Origin of the sequence: Paenibacillus sp. UNC451MF (assembly GCF_000686845.1) — a bacterium.
GTDB lineage: Bacteria > Bacillota > Bacilli > Paenibacillales > NBRC-103111 > Paenibacillus_S.
On sequence record NZ_JMLS01000019.1, the window covers coordinates 105,521 to 121,721 of the forward strand.

The following is a 16,201-nucleotide window of genomic DNA, read 5'->3' on the forward strand; positions in this document are numbered from 1 at the left end:
CGCGGGTGCCTTGCACAGCAAAAAAGCCTGGGAGCCAGTAACTCCCAGACTTTCTATTTCTATAAGCGTTTGCGTTTATACATCACGACTATGCAGCAAGCCACGAGCAGCACTACAAAGGCTACACCTGCTGTAACAGCTTCACTTACGCTGCCCTGCGGCTGCTGCTGACCGCCTGGCCCACCGGGGCCGCCACCTCCTGGGCCTCCAAAACCGCCTCCTTGACCACCACCTGGTCCACCCTGGCGGCCCATCTGGCCTCCTTGACCGTTCTGCATCTGCTGACCCGCTTGGCCGTTCTGCGCCTGCTGGCCCGCTTGGCCGTTCTGCGCCTGCTGACCCGCTTGGCCGTTCTGCGCCTGCTGACCCGCTTGGCCGTTCTGCGCCTGCTGACCCGCTTGGCCGTTCTGCGCCTGCTGACCCGCTTGGCCGTTCTGCGCCTGCTGGCCTCCTTGGCCGTTCCGCGCCTGCTGACCCGCTTGGCCATTTTGCGCCTGCTGACCCGCTTGGCCGTTCTGTACTTGACCATTGGCTGCCACCGCTTGGGCCTGGACCTGTTGGCCTTTTTTCCCGTTATTATTGCCTCCCCCCAATTGTCCCATGCCGCCACCCGGCATTCCACCGCCTGGCATACCTCCGCCCATACCGCCTCCGCTTCCGGAACCATCGCCTGCGGAAGGACTTGTGCCGTCCAGCTGCTTCGCAAGGCTCGTAACCATTTGTGAATTGAAGGACTTGAGCTGGGTAATACCTTGCTGATACTGGTCATAGGTATAGAAGGCTGTCGGGTCTTTTTCCACATACGAGGAAATCATATCGTTCAGCTCTTGGACACGAGCCCCTAGCTTCGCTTCCGATAAATAGCCCTCAACCATCTCTTTAACTATCTGGTGATATTGCTCCTTATACTTGTCGACCTTGAGCAGCTTATCAATCAGGGGCCGCTCTGACAAAGTCCCTTGTGTAGGCTCATCCATGAGAATTCCCGATCCCCCGAGACCTCCGAAGGCCATATTGTAATCCCATGGAAGTACGGAGAATATTCCTTTGTTCTCATATAAATAATAATTATGTTTATTGCCTCCCAAGTAACTGTCCATATTGGCGGTAGCCATATTGAGAGCGATAAACTTCAGAGCCTCTTCGACATCCAATACCTTTTCATAATCGGTTCCGTTATTCAGCTCATTGACCATGGCGAGGAGCTCTTCTCCTTTAGTAGAGCCTGATTTCAAGTCAAGGCCTGTGTAGGCGCTGATCTTCTCCTGCCAGTTTAATTCGCTGCCGTTACCGCCGTTAGCCTTGTACAAGGCCCCGTTGGTATTCCCGAAATTACGTTCCAGATACGAATCTCCGATTTGTTCTATCGCCAGGTAGAGCCCTTTAAGCTCGTTGTTCACATACAAGTTAACATAGGAGTATTTAGGTGTTGGCAAACCCATCTGCTCCGCGAGCTCATAAGATAAAAACTCACGCATATAGGTCGGATCACTGTAGTTGTTGTTCAGATTGATTTTGGTGATCCCTTCTAGATTTTGGCTGGAAATGTATTCATCAAACGCAATTTTGAAGCTGTACCGGTCGGAATCCGAATTGACCACGCTCCGCAGGCTTAGGTTGCCCTTGGTCCTGACGGCAACATTGTCTATATGCTTTCCGTTATAATCAACGGATGCGGTTTTGAATTCCTCCGCACTGGCATTGTCCAGCATATCCTGAAAATCATTCGGGTCCAGCGTGATTTTCACATCAATGACTTTATCCTTAGGAAATACGTTCTCATCTATGCTCTTTTCCTTCTCTGAGTTAGCGGCAGCAGCCACTGTGCTTCCAGTACTAGCAGTTCTTCCAACATTTGCCTTGCTGCCGCTATTTGTCACCCCACATCCGGTCAATCCTAAGATCAGGCAGATGCATAGAAGAAGCGTTATCGCTTTCGCTTTCATTCTGAACACCCTCCATTCTTAAGATACATAATCCCCGCTGTAGCTGATAAGCACGGCATTTTTCACGCCTTGAAGCTCATTAATCTGGTTAACGAAGGTACCTTCGTTATCGCGAAGACGAATTTCCAATGTCGTTTCGATATTGCCATGAGTAACTGTTTTTTGCTTGACGTTATATCTTTTAACTAACTTGCTTACCATAGTGTGAACTTCTTTTTCAGCGGAATCTCCCTCGCAATTGATGACAAGTAGATAAGGTGTTTCAAAGGAAGACTTTTTAATAAAGAAGAACATTACCAAACCGATAATGACGGAACCAATAATAGCTAGCGTGTAGAAACCAGCTCCGGAAACGATCCCCGCTGCAGCAGCCCAGAACAAGAAGATCAGATCGGTAGGATCTTTGATCGGCGTTCTGAAACGAACGATAGACAGGGCGCCAACCATACCGAGTGATAACACCAGATTCGAGTTAACTGCGATAATGACCATAGCCGTAACCATAGACATGCCGATGAGCGAAATGTTGAAGCTTTTGGAATACAAGACGCCACTGAAAACCCGTTTATACAGTAAGTAAATAAAGAAGCCGATAAAAAAGGCAACTGCCAGAGATAGCAATATTTTCGAGATATTAATGTCTGAGACAAAGTTGTTGACGACTGACTTTTTTAATATATCCGTGAAATTCGTGGCCGTAGCCGCAGTAGTGTTAGTATCCATAGATCAATAATCCTCCCAAGAATTATATTTCAAAAATTTTCTGCAAATCACATATTTGGATGCCGACTGTCTGTTCAGCCCTTCGAGCTGCAGCGCAATCTTGATATAGTCAGGAATGTACTCATCGTACTTCACCTCAAGAATGATCAGATTCTCATCGATTGCCCGGACCGGATTCAATTGCTTGTTGAATATATCCATTGAATGAAGGCCGGTTCTTAATTCCTTGTCAAAGGTAATCCGGACGTTTCCGTTATGGCATACGTACGGTTCCCGGACATAATCCACTATGACCTTGGGTCGGAGCAGATTGTGCTTCATCTCGTGATACAATTCAAGCAACAGCGGCTTATCCGGATTATTCAATACTTCGAATTGCCCGGCAACGATCTGATCGTACATATCTCGAGTAAGCGGCTCTTTGACTTTCGCAATGTAGTCATTGAACTTGATTTTTTTCTCAAAATGAATGACGTTATCCTGAACGTTATATATGCGGATGCGGTACTTGACCCGATCTCGAATGCCGCCCAGCTTCTCGTGAAGCGCTTTGTTGTTCATATCATCGAAATACAAGCTTCGAATATGATATTCTCCTGAAGGACCGACGTTTTTGTCTTGGCCCATCAAGCTTTTGAGTCTCTGGCGAATAATATAAAACTGATGCTGATTGATGAAAAATTTAAGTTCATGGCGATACTTCAAGCTCTTGTTCATGTCACACCTCTTTCTGTATGAAGCCACCGATCTATGTCTGAATTCATCTGTCCTTCATGTTGTTTCCTCGTTACAAAAAGTATTGTATCGTCCTTAACTGAACTCACGCTTAGCGCCCCCTGAGTGACAACTGAAAGTTTACAATCCCTTTACAATTGGTTTACACTGGCTTAACAAAACGACAAGGAAGGAGCTGTCGATAATGGTCCGATATCAAAGCGCCCTATGGCTGATAGCTTTGGCCATTGTTGTAGTTGGAGCCGCCCTATGGCTAGAATCGCAGAAGCAAGAAGGGGTCGGCGGAGCCTCCAGTACACCCAAATCGTTGGTTACCACGATCAAGGGAGATCCCAAGACGAGCCGCGCGTTCACCTGGTATACCAAAAGTCCTGATGAAGCTGCCGTTATTCAATGGATAAAAGGCAGTGGAGTCAACGATTATAGCGGAAGTGGCGTTCAGACGCTCACAGGAAGCACAACGACAATTAAGACAGACAAGAAGCATACCCAAGGGGTTCACAAAGTCGAGATTACAGGTTTAGAGCCAGGAACCGTTTATTCATATAGAGTCGGCAGCGGCAAGGAGACGGGATGGAGTGAGCCCTCCTCATTCGTGACAGAGGCGGAGGGAACAAGCGCCTTCTCCTTCATTAACGTTACCGATTCGCAAGGTGTGACCGAGAAGGATTTTGAAATATGGGGCCGTACGGTGGACAAAGCATTCCAGATGTTTCCGGAAGCAAGGTTTATTGTGCATAATGGTGATTTGACGGAGGACCCCGAGGATGAAACGGGTTGGGATCACTTCTTCGGGAAAACGAAGAGCTGGTTGAAGCAGATCCCCTTCATGCCGGTTACCGGGAATCATGATGAAATGGACAAAAATGCAGACCGCTACGTCGCCCACTTTAATCTGCCGGTTAATGGAGCGGAAGGCTCTGTCCCGGGAACAAACTATTCGTACGACTATGGCAATGCCCATATTGTCGTATTAAATACGGAGTCGAATATCAACGAGCAAAGCAAATGGCTGCGGGATGACCTCGCTCATAGTGATAAACCATGGAAGATCGTGGCTGTGCATAGAGGAGCTTATGGCGGAAATTCATACACGAAGATCGAGAAATGGACTGCTCTCTTTGACGAGTACAAAGTAGACCTCGTGCTGCAAGGGCATAATCACGAATATTCAAGGTCCTATCCTCTTCGCAACGGCAAAGTAGCCGGCAGCGGGGATGGCCCGGTTGTAAACCATGAAGGAACGGTATACGTCGTGACCAATGCATCCGGGGCGAAATTCAATGAGAAGAAGAAGGATCAGTTCTACCATAAGGTCCATTTTCAAAATGAGAAGCCGATGTTTGCGGGGATAACGATCAATGGCAATTCTTTAACTTACCAAGCCTATGATGTGGAGGGCAAGAAATGGGATGAGTTCGTCATCCAGCACTAAATCCATTAATAGTGGCAACAACAACAAAGCACACCTTGGATAGGTGTGCTTGAAGTCTTTTTACCCGATTGATTGCTTGATCTGCTTGCTTCTTAGTTGTCCGCAAGCAGCATCGATATCAGTGCCGTGCTCCAGCCTCACGCTGCAGCTGATCCCTTGCTTTTTCAGAGTGTCATAGAAAGCTGTAATGGATTCCTGCTCGCTCCGCTGATACTGGCTGTGCTCATCGACGGGATTATAAGGAATCAAGTTCACGTTAGCTAGCTGACGTCGATGACCGACCAACTCCGCCAGCTCAAGGGCATGCTCCTTGCCGTCATTAACGTCCTTGAGCAATATATATTCCAACGTAATTCTCCGTTTGGTTTTATCCAAGTAATAATCAATCGCCTCCATTAATTTGTTTATCGGAATGGCGCGGTTAATTTTCATAATCCGTGTACGAAGCTCGTCATTGGGCGCATGCAGCGAGATGGCCAGATTCACCTGCAGGTCCGAATCGGTGAATTCAATAATCTTATTGGCGAGGCCGCTGGTCGATACGGTAATGTGTCTCGCTCCAATAGCCAGACCTTTATGGTCCTTGACGACATTGATGAAGTTCGACAAGTTAGTGAAATTATCGAATGGCTCGCCGATCCCCATCACTACGATATGACTCACTTTTTCATTATTTTGCGCTTGGTCGAGATGCAGTTGAACCTTCATGATTTGCTCCACAATTTCTCCGCCGGACAAATCGCGGCTCTTGGCTAACAAACCGCTCGCGCAGAAGCTGCACCCGATGTTACAGCCGACCTGCGTTGTAACGCACACCGATAAGCCGAATTTATGTCTCATGAGTACCGTTTCGATCAAATTACCATCCTGAAGCTTGAACAAGAACTTAATGGTTCCATCTGCCGATTCCTGTCTCAGGTGCTCATTCAACGTCGAAATAACAAAATGATCTTTCAATAATTGAATACACTCCGGACGAACATCGGTCATGTCGGAGAAGTCCGTTACCCGCTTTCTATAGAGCCAATCCCACACCTGCGTTGCGCGGAATTTTTTATGCCCATGCTCATTCAGCCATGCTATCAGCTGGTCTAGCGTCAATCCATAAATGGATTCTTTATTCATATAATATCCTCTTTTCAAATCTATAAATTCAGTCCTATTATTGTCCCAAAATTAGTTTACTAAAACAAGGGGTAACGGGCAGTTATTTCTTATCCAAATATGTCTAAGCTGCGAAGACCTCTCCTATTGTTTTATAATATCGCCATATTCCAACATTCTGCCAGAGGAGACATCATGATACAATAGGGTTGGGTACAAGCGTCCATTAAAATCAGTATCCAGCCCCACTTAGTTCAACCTGAATATGGGCAGACTACACATTATTACAGATGTTGAATGGTTCGGCATTAACTATATGACAAAGGATCGTGTTAACAATGGGTGTCATCATCTTTTGGTCGGTTGTTTGCTTGGTTATCATTTTAGGCTTAACCTTTTGGATTACCAAGAAAGCCTACTCGCGTAAATGGGATGAAGAAGAATAAGATTTTCTTCAGATTGCTCCCACCGAATTTTTTATAAATCCTATCACGTCAAAAAAGATGCCGGTCCTTTCCCTATTGAAAGAACTGGCGTCTTGCATTTTGTACATAGTCCTACCTTGCCAGTACTCGACTTAAAGCGCTCTTCCTCCGCCGTACTTCATGCTGAAACTTTCATCACTCGTAACAAGATAAACAATCCCTTCAATTAACGATTGTGTTTCACGAGGAACATTGGACTTTCCCCTCACCCACAATCAGCGGTGTACCACTGACAAAGCTTTCACCCGAGTAACAATCTCCAACGAAAATAAGACTATCCTCACAGTTACCATTCAACTGTTAAAGGATAGCCTTTAGTTACTGAATCACGTTCGGTCCATTCAGACATATACATCACGAAGTATTAGTGGGCGAGCACACTCATGGAAGTATGAATATGTTCCGCATACCTTTTAGCTTCTTGTGTAATATACGCATCCGAACCTTGAGATACGTTATAAGTAACAAATGCCGGGAGGAAGGTTCCGTTACATTTCGTGATTGTTCTTTGTATGGGCCTTATTAACTCACTAATCGTAAACCAGTTATCTCCACCCGAACGGTAAGCCTTCTCTGAGCCGCCGGTTGTAGTCGCAACTATAAATTCTTTACCCTGCAGTTTGTCTCCGTCAGGGCCGTAAGCCCATCCGAACGTTAATACATCATCAAACCATTTTTTTAAGAGCGGCGGACAGCTATACCAATAAAAAGGGAATTGCAGCACAATCCGGTCGTATTGAAGCAGCAATTGCTGTTCCCTTTCCACATCGATATTCCAATCAGGATACTCTTGATAAAGGTCACGACAATAAACGTCAGCGTATTGCTTCAACTCAAGTGCCATAGCTCGATTGGCCCGGGACGAATTCATATGGGGATGTGCTATGATAACCATGATTTTCATGACGATCATCCTTTCTCGTCTTTCTAGTATCAAGATTTACATCCCCATTATTGAGTACAATTTCATTTTTGCAAAGTACGCTTTTCTTTCATACTAAGTCCTCTGGACCGTACCATAGACGCGGCCTGGTAACGAGAGATAGTACACAATACCGTACTAAGTATGCTAAAGCATCGTACTGTTTTAATTCCCGATACTTTGATAAAGTAATAGCTAAGAAAATAAATCGGTCGGGGGTTGGGAAGATGCGGGAGGAAATTCGCGATTCGAATACGACACAGGGGATATTGGCCACTCTGCAGGTTATCGGAGGAAAATGGAAGCCGCTCATTTTGTTTATTTTGCTGTATGAAGGCACGAAGCGCTTCGGTGAATTAAGACGTCTGCTTCCCAAGGTCACCCAAGGAATGCTCACCAATCAGCTTCGAGAGATGGAACGGGATGGACTCATTGTACGTCGGGTGTATCAAGAGATTCCGCCCAAAGTCGAATACTTTTTATCCGACCATGGAAGAACGTTAAGTTCGGTTTTGACCGATATGTGCGGGTGGGGATTTAAGCATATAGAGTTTATGAAGAATGAGCATGAAAAAATCCGCAATGCATCTGATTGACCCCATCGGGGTGTTCTTATAGAAACTAGCTAAGACATGAAGAGAAGGGACTAACCGCCATGAGTTTTCAACAGCTCGTATCCATGATTCCTGTATTTGAACAAGTGGAGTCCTTCACTACGGCCCAAACCATCGTTAACCCTCCTGACCGCCATATGATTCTTGTCGTTCTGAACGGACATCTCTTGATCTCAGGGAGCAATCAAGAGCCTGTCATGGTTGCTCAAGGCTTCGCCTGCCACCCCGAACACAGTCCTTTTACAATTCAAGTTCCGAAGACCAAATCCGCAGAATATGTCATCATCTCATACCGTATATTCCCTGAGAATAGTCCTTGGACCTTACATGGTCCGCTCCGTACCTATAGTGAAGTAAAAATTAAATACATGCTGGACGAGCTCATTCGGAGGACCGAGGATATCGACTCCCCTACTAATGAGCAGCATCTCGTGGAGCAGGTCCGCAAGCGTCTTATTCTCGAACGGATCTTGTTCATTTATTTATATGAGACGCAATGGACACAAGAGGACAAGTCTTCCGCGGCCAGCATGGAGGAGTCTCTTTCCTATATGAATGAACACTATATGCTGAAGCTCACGCTGCCTATGCTCGCAGAACGCGCCGGAATGAGTGTCGGGCATTATACCGTTCTATTCAAAAACCTCACGGGAACGACCATGAGCCACTATTTACGCCAACTCCGGATTCAAAAAGCAAAACAAATGTTTCAGCAAACGCATCTGCCTGCCAAAGAGGTCGCCCAGCTTGTCGGCTTCACGGATTATTTTCATTTCAGTCGGACCTTTAAGCAAGAAACCGGTAGTTCCCCTACGGAATTTCTTAAAGGCCTGGATAAAATCTAAAAATATAACATGTTCAATCTTCAAATTAGATATGGTCTAACCATGAATATGCGGCTAAAATCAATTGAGAATAATTATTATTATCAGGAGGAACCTTCATGCAACATCGATTTAGCCGTATCCTTACCTTTACTTTATTGTTGGTACTTGCCATAAGCCTTGCCGCTTGCGGGCAAACAACCAGTAACTCCAGCCAGGGAAGTCAGCCCAACCAAGGCGGCTCTCCTACAACAGCCCCAAGCGACAGCAAAATTACAGTAGAAGATGCACAAGGAACTGTCACGCTTCCTAAGAAACCGGAACGAATCGTTACTATGGACTTCAGCTTCACAGACATGCTCGTGACGCTGGGTGTTCAACCTGTAGGGATTGCCGATGATGGCAGCAAGGATTTGTTCATGGATGCCGTGAAAAGTCAGTTAAAGTCTTATACCTCCGTTGGCTCCCGTTATGAGCCGAACATTGAACTGATAAGCTCTCTCAAGCCTGATCTTATTATCGTTGATATCAACAAGCATAAGAACGCATTGCCACAGCTGAAAGCTATTGCACCGATTCTTGTACTGAACGATTTCCAAGCGGATTACGACCAAATGCTGAAGAATTACATGATTACCGCTAAAGCCGTCGGTAAAGAAGCTGAAGGAAAGAAACGTCTTGAAGAGCACCAAGCCAAGATGGACGCAGCCAAAAAGAAAATCAAGAACGCCAATTTGAGCATTCTTCCTGCTGTGGTCAATCCGACCGGTTTCTTCGGCCATTCCGACCACTCTTACTCTGGTTCGATGTTGAAAATGTTGGGCTTTAACGACCCTTTAAAAAGCGATACCGCTTATCCTCAGTTAACATTGGAGCAGCTGGTAGAAACAAACCCGCAAGCATTATTCCTTATGCCTACAGATAAAGTAACTATCGTAAACCAGTGGGAAACCAATCCATTGTGGAAAAAAATTGATGCGGTAGCCAAAAACAAAGTGTATACGGTTGAACGCCGGGATTGGTCCTTATCCCGCGGCATGCTCGGATCAGAGAAAATTGCCGAAGATATTTTGAAACAGCTGGGAGAGTAACCGCAATGGATACCTCAATTCGAATGGAGAAGCAGAACCGCTCACGGTTTCTGCTCTTCCTTTTTTGTATTTGCTCTCTCTTACTAGTCGGCGGCATGCTCTTCAGCCTCAAATGGGGTCAAGCGCAATTGTCCTGGGGCACTTTATTTGAAGCTCTAGCCTATCAGGGACATGATAAGCTTCACCTGTACATCCAAACCCTGCGTCTGCCGCGCACTTTAACTGCCTGCATGGTGGGTATTCAACTCGCTATTGCCGGTCTGCTGACTCAGCTTACAACCAAGAACCCTCTCGCATCTCCGCATATATTCGGTATTAATGCAGGAGCTTCTTTGGCGGTTGTTCTTGGATTAGTGCTGTCTGCGGGATTAGGACTTATGGCATCAATGGCGCTTGCCTTCATAGGAGCCCTCACAGGGGCTTTCCTCGTGTGGTCTTTAGCGGGGATCGGACACAAGCAGTATGTCCGTATGGCGCTTGCAGGCATTACCGTTCATTTCCTGCTGTCTTCGCTCACTGAAGGCGCCATGATATTGAACCAGTATTCGACAGAGAGCATGATATTCTGGCTTGTCGGCTCTGTGAACCGTGCAGGATGGAACGAAGTGACGACGCTGCTCCCCTTCTTGATCGGCGGCCTTTTATTGCTCGGCTTCATGGTGCCTTCCTTCCGACTACTGCCACTGGACGACGACATCGCGTCTGGATTAGGTCAACGGGTCGCTCTTGTTAGAGCAATAGGGATGCTGCTAGTCATCCTATTTGCGGGCTCTGCCGTTGCCGTTTGCGGCCCGATCGGCTTCGTATGCCTCATTGTCCCCCATATAGCCCGTGCACTGGTTGGCCCTAATCTGAACGTTCTCGTACCGCTTACAGGATTACTTGGCGGTTTGATGCTCGTATATGCCGATCTGCTCAGCCGTTTCATTGCTTTTCCGTTCGAATCGCCGGTAGGTATCGTGACGTCCGCCATCGGAGCACCATTCTTTATTTATTTGTCACGACGGCAAGGGGGAAATACAAAGTGAAAAACACCCTTATTCTCCTCTTGGCTTGCCTGGTAATGCTCCTTTTAAGTGTCATTTCTATTAGTGTAGGGGCCGTCTCCATTCCAATATCCGATGTAGCCAGCAGCCTATTTAATAATGCCAGCTCATCGTATTTTATCGTTCATGAACTACGGCTGCCCCGGGTCATCGTAGCTATTTTAGCGGGATTCGGGTTAGCTGTTGCAGGGGGTATTCTGCAAAGCCTGGTTCGCAATCCATTGGCCAGTCCTGATGTCATAGGGATTACAAAGGGAGCTGGCTTCACAGCGGCCGCTGTTATTTTCCTGTTTCCCAAATCCCCCATCTATGTGCTGCCTCTCGCAGCTTTTGTTGGGGCTGTAGCCGCATTCCTTATCTTGCTGGCTTTAAGTAAAAGGCTCACCTTGACTCCGGCATCGCTAGCGCTTGTCGGCGTTGCGATAGGCGCCGTTTTTCAAGCGGGGATACAATACTTGATCGTGACGAACCCCACTAATGTGAACATGGCGCTGCTGTGGATGTCCGGCAGTTTGTGGGGCCGCGGATGGAGTCAGGTGCAGTACCTACTGCCCGCAATGGCAGTGCTGCTTGCTTTTGCTTATGGAAGCTTTAAAAAGTTAAATGTGTTCCAGCTAGGCGACGAGATCAGCGTCTCTCTTGGACTGCAAATTATTCGTGAACGCTTCTGGCTGTTTTTATTGGCGGTAGCCTTATCCGGTATTTCGGTATCAGCGGTGGGCGCCATCGGCTTCATCGGTCTTCTAGCTCCGCATATGGCACGCAGCCTTGTCGGAAGCCTCAATCAATGGCTCCTGCCATTGGCGGCGGTCATAGGAGCAGACCTGATGCTTTTGGGCGATTGCCTAGGACGCGTCATTATCATTCCACGAGAAGTGCCTGTGGGCATTATGACCGCCATCATCGGCGCTCCTTATTTCATCTACTTGCTGCGCAGAGAGAGAATCAGGCGTTAAGTGGAAGAGTTTCTAACTGAACAGTAGGTAATAAGAAACAATCGGTTCAAGCCCTCCGGCTTTGTCCGATTGTTTTTTTCCGATAGGGAGACATTGTGGTCTCCGTGCTAGACTCTTGTTGCTTAACTAACGCTATGTAGAGCCTCAAGACCAGCCTCATTATCTTTGGCGAAGAAGAAGCGCTAGCCTTAATCCTCTTACTCCATCATACGCTTCACTAGATCCCGATTGCGAGTTTTAAACACCTCGTTATGCGACGACACCATGGCTATTTTGCTCGCATCAGGCGGAATGAATTGCTTGGCCTTGTTCACTGCATTGGCCGCATCCTATTGAAAAGGTAACTTCTTACATGGCAAAAAAACCAGTCTTTAACACCAAAGTGCTAGGCTGGTTTTTGTTATGTTATCATGAATGGATAAGGGTGTCCCCTTATGGAATCCTTATGTTCATAAGCTCTGCTAAATCCACTCTACCTACAACCTCATAACCTTTGCCAGGTCCTTTTGGTTTTATAATAACTGTACTCAAGTTAGGAATATCTCCCAAACCAACGCCTTGAGGGAAGCTGTGTGAAACAATGACTTGATTGGCTCCAACCGGAGGTTCCTTCTCTAACACCTTAGTCAGCGCATTTAATATACGATTCTGTTCTTCTGGGCTCAGATGACCGCCCAGGTTGTAGATGTTGATCCAGAATGGATCAACTTGAACATAGCCCTGCCCAAAAGCAAGCTGCGCCGTCTCCTTTGTTCGGCAAAACGGACTTGCCAGTATCGGAATTTGCACAGGAATTTGTAAATATCGAATCGTTCTCCCAAAATCGGCGGCTTGACGTTCCCCAACCCTAGATAAATTTCTTTGGGTTGAGCAATCGTTGAAAACAAGATCCGGTTGATCTTCTCCTGTCGTCGCTTCTCCGTGCCTGACATACAAAATATACCCGCCTTGACGAAGGGAGTCGAGCAACGTTGGACTTATAGGTGCTGCTTTCACGGCATCTTCTATAGGCCCACCCATTAGTAAGGGAAAAAGCAGAAGGAGAGTGAGCAGACCTTTGCAAAATATCCTTTTCATTTCTCACTACCTTTCACTAAGAATAGATGTAACCTAAAGGTAGTTTGCTCATTATAGTAAAAATTAAAAACGGATAATGAACGCCTATACGTCCGTTATCCGGTAATATGAATTTACTATATAAGGCTTAGCAGTATTCCACCTGCAGCACCAGAAAGCACAACTGCCCATGGTGGAAGCCTCCAGAAGACCAGCATGATAAATAAAATAACCACCAAAGCAAAATCCATCGGTTTCAGGATCGCTGTAGTCCACAAAGGATCGTACAGAGCGGCTAACAATAAGCCCACCACAGCTGCATTGATGCCAGCCAACGCTCCTTGGACTTTAGGACTGCTTCTCAGCCCATTCCAAAAAGGTACTGCACCGACAACAAGAAGAAATGCCGGAAGGAAAATAGCGACTGTAGCAACGACCACTCCTGGTATGCTCCCTGCCATTGCCCCGAGATAGGCAGCGAATGTGAACAACGGTCCTGGTACCGCCTGGGCCGCTCCATATCCCGCCAAGAAATCTGGCTCACTAACCCACCCCATAGGAACTACTTCCTGCTCCAGGAGCGGAAGAACGACATGACCTCCGCCAAACACTAACGACCCTGAACGATAGAAGCTATCGAACATAGCGATCCATTCGACTTCTCCCCACTGCCTGGCAAAAGGAAGCACAAAAAGAAGAACGAAAAATAAACTCAGGCAGATCAAAGCAAAAGTTCGACTTACTGTAACATGAAGATCCGATACTCTAGCATCCGATTTCCTTCGATAAAGCCATAGTCCGACAATGCCCGCTCCAAGAAGGATAAGTATTTGACTGTATGCCGTTTGCCAAGCTAATGTAACCACTGCTGCAATTACCGCTATGGTAGCCCTTTCCTTGTCTGGAGTAAGCTTTTGCCCCATCCCCAGAACAGCGTGAGCTACAATCGCGACTGCTACGATTTTTAGTCCATGAATCCATCCTGCATTCGCTAGATTAAAGCCTTTAAGCAAAAAAGCAAACGCTACTAGTGCAATGACAGATGGCAGTGTGAAACCTAACCACGCAACAAATCCCCCAAGTAATCCGGCTCTTACTATGCCGATCCCAATACCAACCTGACTACTCGCTGGACCCGGGAGAAACTGACAAAGTGCAACTAGATCGGCATAACTCCGCTCATCTATCCATTTTCTTCGATTTACATATTCATTATGAAAATAACCGAGATGCGCTATCGGCCCCCCAAAGGAGGTGAGTCCCAGCTTTGCAGATACACTCAGCACTTCGAGAAGCGCAGCAATCCTCCCTTCCTGCCTGCCCGTTGATATACGCTGCCGACTAGGATCCATAAGTCCGCGTTCTCCTTTTCCTATCACGTTATTATTCGTTATATGTTAATTATACCATGTGCTCTTATGTTGTTTTTGTTAATTTTACAAAAAAAAGGCTTCCCCTCCGTCAATAGACTTAAGGGAAGTCTCTTCTTGATTTTAGTTCATCAGCTGCTCATATTGCAGCAACCGTTTCAACATAACGGCGGCTTCGGCACGGCTCGCCTTGGCATTAGGCACGAATGTGTCGTTAGTCACACCGTTGATAATGCCGGCGTTCACGGCTTGAGCCACTGCATCCTTAGCCCAACCACTAACAGATGCTGCATCAGAGAACTTGGACAAGCCTAGTAAGCTGCCGTCTGCTTTCTTCCCTGCAACGCTCATGGCTCGTGTCATCATGACAGCCATTTGCTCACGAGTAATGTTGGCAGCTGGCTGGAAGGTTCCATTCTCGAAGCCATCTACCAAGCCTGCCTGGCTTGCCGCGCCGATCGCTCCGGCGAACCAGTCGTTTGCCTTGACATCGCTGAATTTTGTCAAAGTCATCTCCGTCAAGCCTAGAGCGCGTACGAGAAGTGTCGCGAATTCTGCGCGCGTAATCTCGTGCTGCGGTGCAAAGCTGCTGTCTGTTATTCCGTTTACAACCAGCTTGGAGGCGAGCAATTCGACATCGGCCTGTGACCAATGACCTTTTAGGTCTTCGAACGATTTGAAATACTCTACAACCGTATAGATGCTGTTGCCTGGACGTCTTACCGTAGCCTTGGAAACTCCACCCGTTGTAGAGAACGTCGCCGGTACGAAGCTGAACGTACCTGTTACCGGATTGAACAATACGGCTGTCGTTTTCTTCGGATCAGGCTCCTTGGCCAGATCCAACGTGCGAGTGACGTAAAGAGTTCCAAAGTCGTTAATTTGGACTTGCTTACCGCCGCCAGCCTCAGCCGTTACAGTAAAGTCTACCGCTGGAACTAAGGGATTCAAGCCTTGCTGTTTCGCCTTCGCTTCGATGGAGGATAATGTCGTTCCGCTTACTTTCTCAATCGAAATAATAATTTTGACATCTTTGGAGGCTGTGCCAACCCTGTTTGCAAGAGCCGCAACATCGATTTCTTTCAAAGGCAGATCATATGAAGCCCCGCCATATTTCAGGGAAATGATCGTGTTCGGTGCTTGGGAGAGAAGGTCGGCAACGGATGGAGATGGAATCTCCAGTTTACCGATAGGCTCGTTATTTCCCTTCACTTCAATGGAGATCCGCTGCTCTGCGGCTCCACCCGAAGCTTTGAGCATATCCAACGCTTGGGTCAATGCTGTGCCTTCCAGGACAGCCTTTGCCGTTGTCTTACCGTCTGCTGTCTTCTCACTCATCGACTGCAAGTTGATAACTTTGGTACCGTCCTTCGCCGTTTCTACGGTTCCAGTTGGTGTCGTAGCTGCTGAACCGCCACCACCACTCGAACCATTACGGCTGTAGTAAGGAGTCGCGCTCACTTCCGAGGAATTAGAGCTTTCCCCTCCCTGTTTAACAGCAGTGACTACATAGTAATAGGTGATGAAATTCGTTAATCCAGTATCTGTAAAGGCTGTATCTGTCACGTTAGTAGCTATAGTCGTGTACGTGCCGCCCTTCGTCGTGCTGCGTTTCACATTGTAGGAGGCTGCATCTGTTACGCTGCTCCACTGCAGACCGACCTGACTGATTGCAGCTGTAGCGATCAAACCGCTCGGCGCTGCAGGTGGTTGTACTGGAGTGACCGGCGCTGTCGGGGTTGCGCTTACTTCCACAGAATTCACGCCTTCTCCAACTGCATTTGCTGCGCTAACTATGTAATAGTATGTCGTTCCGTTCGTTAGATCTTTATCTGTGTAACCTGTACTTGTCACGCTCGCTGCTATCGTTATATACGTGCCGCCCTTCGTTGTG

14 protein-coding genes and 1 pseudogene are annotated in these 16,201 nt (G+C 47.1%); 6 read left to right on the plus strand and 9 right to left on the minus strand.

Annotation, left to right across the window (positions count from 1 at the left end; all coding sequences use genetic code 11):
• Positions 1 to 59: 59 nt before the first annotated feature.
• The 3 genes from BP97_RS0119405 to BP97_RS0119415 are packed head-to-tail and all read right to left on the minus strand — an operon-like array spanning position 60 to position 3,386.
• Entirely contained in the window at positions 60 to 1,946 is a 1,887-nt protein-coding gene (locus BP97_RS0119405; RefSeq protein WP_028550598.1) for a CotH kinase family protein, read from the minus strand.
• An 18-nt stretch (positions 1,947 to 1,964) separates the two neighbouring features.
• Complete coding sequence (locus BP97_RS0119410) at positions 1,965 to 2,669, minus strand: DUF4956 domain-containing protein (RefSeq protein WP_028550599.1); 705 nt, start codon at positions 2,667 to 2,669, stop codon at positions 1,965 to 1,967.
• A gap of 3 nt (positions 2,670 to 2,672) precedes the next feature.
• Complete coding sequence (locus BP97_RS0119415) at positions 2,673 to 3,386, minus strand: polyphosphate polymerase domain-containing protein (protein ID WP_028550600.1); 714 nt, start codon at positions 3,384 to 3,386, stop codon at positions 2,673 to 2,675.
• Between the two features lie 202 nt (positions 3,387 to 3,588).
• Here BP97_RS0119415 and BP97_RS0119425 point away from each other — a divergent pair, with 202 nt between their 5' ends.
• Positions 3,589 to 4,839, plus strand: coding sequence for a purple acid phosphatase family protein (locus BP97_RS0119425; protein WP_028550601.1), 1,251 nt, complete (start codon positions 3,589 to 3,591; stop codon positions 4,837 to 4,839).
• Between the two features lie 60 nt (positions 4,840 to 4,899).
• Here the strand turns inward: BP97_RS0119425 and rlmN are convergent, their stop codons facing one another.
• The gene (gene rlmN, locus BP97_RS0119430; protein WP_028550602.1) at positions 4,900 to 5,964 is read right to left on the minus strand and encodes a dual-specificity RNA methyltransferase RlmN; all 1,065 of its coding nucleotides are present in this window, start codon (positions 5,962 to 5,964) and stop codon (positions 4,900 to 4,902) included.
• A gap of 828 nt (positions 5,965 to 6,792) precedes the next feature.
• The gene (locus tag BP97_RS0119435) at positions 6,793 to 7,332 is read right to left on the minus strand and encodes an NAD(P)H-dependent oxidoreductase (protein ID WP_028550603.1); all 540 of its coding nucleotides are present in this window, start codon (positions 7,330 to 7,332) and stop codon (positions 6,793 to 6,795) included.
• Positions 7,333 to 7,577: 245 nt separating this feature from the next.
• Here BP97_RS0119435 and BP97_RS0119440 point away from each other — a divergent pair, with 245 nt between their 5' ends.
• From BP97_RS0119440 to BP97_RS0119460, 5 genes are all read left to right on the plus strand, one after another.
• The gene (locus tag BP97_RS0119440) at positions 7,578 to 7,946 is read left to right on the plus strand and encodes a winged helix-turn-helix transcriptional regulator (RefSeq protein ID WP_028550604.1); all 369 of its coding nucleotides are present in this window, start codon (positions 7,578 to 7,580) and stop codon (positions 7,944 to 7,946) included.
• 59 nt (positions 7,947 to 8,005) lie between these two features.
• Positions 8,006 to 8,809, plus strand: coding sequence for a helix-turn-helix transcriptional regulator (locus BP97_RS0119445; protein ID WP_028550605.1), 804 nt, complete (start codon positions 8,006 to 8,008; stop codon positions 8,807 to 8,809).
• Between the two features lie 98 nt (positions 8,810 to 8,907).
• A complete protein-coding gene (locus BP97_RS0119450) occupies positions 8,908 to 9,879 on the plus strand; it encodes an ABC transporter substrate-binding protein (RefSeq protein ID WP_028550606.1) in 972 nt (323 codons plus the stop codon).
• A 5-nt stretch (positions 9,880 to 9,884) separates the two neighbouring features.
• The gene (locus BP97_RS0119455; RefSeq protein ID WP_028550607.1) at positions 9,885 to 10,907 is read left to right on the plus strand and encodes a FecCD family ABC transporter permease; all 1,023 of its coding nucleotides are present in this window, start codon (positions 9,885 to 9,887) and stop codon (positions 10,905 to 10,907) included.
• Positions 10,904 to 11,881, plus strand: coding sequence for a FecCD family ABC transporter permease (locus tag BP97_RS0119460; protein WP_028550608.1), 978 nt, complete (start codon positions 10,904 to 10,906; stop codon positions 11,879 to 11,881). Before BP97_RS0119455 ends, BP97_RS0119460 begins: the two co-directional genes overlap by 4 nt.
• A gap of 197 nt (positions 11,882 to 12,078) precedes the next feature.
• On the opposite strand, the pseudogene BP97_RS39755 reads toward BP97_RS0119460, so the two are convergent.
• From BP97_RS39755 to BP97_RS41590, 4 genes and pseudogenes are all read right to left on the minus strand, one after another.
• Positions 12,079 to 12,210: pseudogene (locus BP97_RS39755) on the minus strand (thioredoxin reductase); the annotation flags it as partial.
• Positions 12,211 to 12,313: 103 nt separating this feature from the next.
• A complete protein-coding gene (locus tag BP97_RS0119470; RefSeq protein ID WP_081824275.1) occupies positions 12,314 to 12,958 on the minus strand; it encodes a histidine phosphatase family protein in 645 nt (214 codons plus the stop codon).
• A gap of 116 nt (positions 12,959 to 13,074) precedes the next feature.
• Positions 13,075 to 14,289 (minus strand): chromate transporter, encoded by a 1,215-nt coding sequence (locus BP97_RS0119475; RefSeq protein ID WP_156043253.1) that lies wholly within the window; start codon positions 14,287 to 14,289, stop codon positions 13,075 to 13,077.
• 141 nt (positions 14,290 to 14,430) lie between these two features.
• Complete coding sequence (locus BP97_RS41590; RefSeq protein WP_331281312.1) at positions 14,431 to 15,645, minus strand: S-layer homology domain-containing protein; 1,215 nt, start codon at positions 15,643 to 15,645, stop codon at positions 14,431 to 14,433.
• Between the last annotated feature and the right edge of the window lie 556 nt (positions 15,646 to 16,201).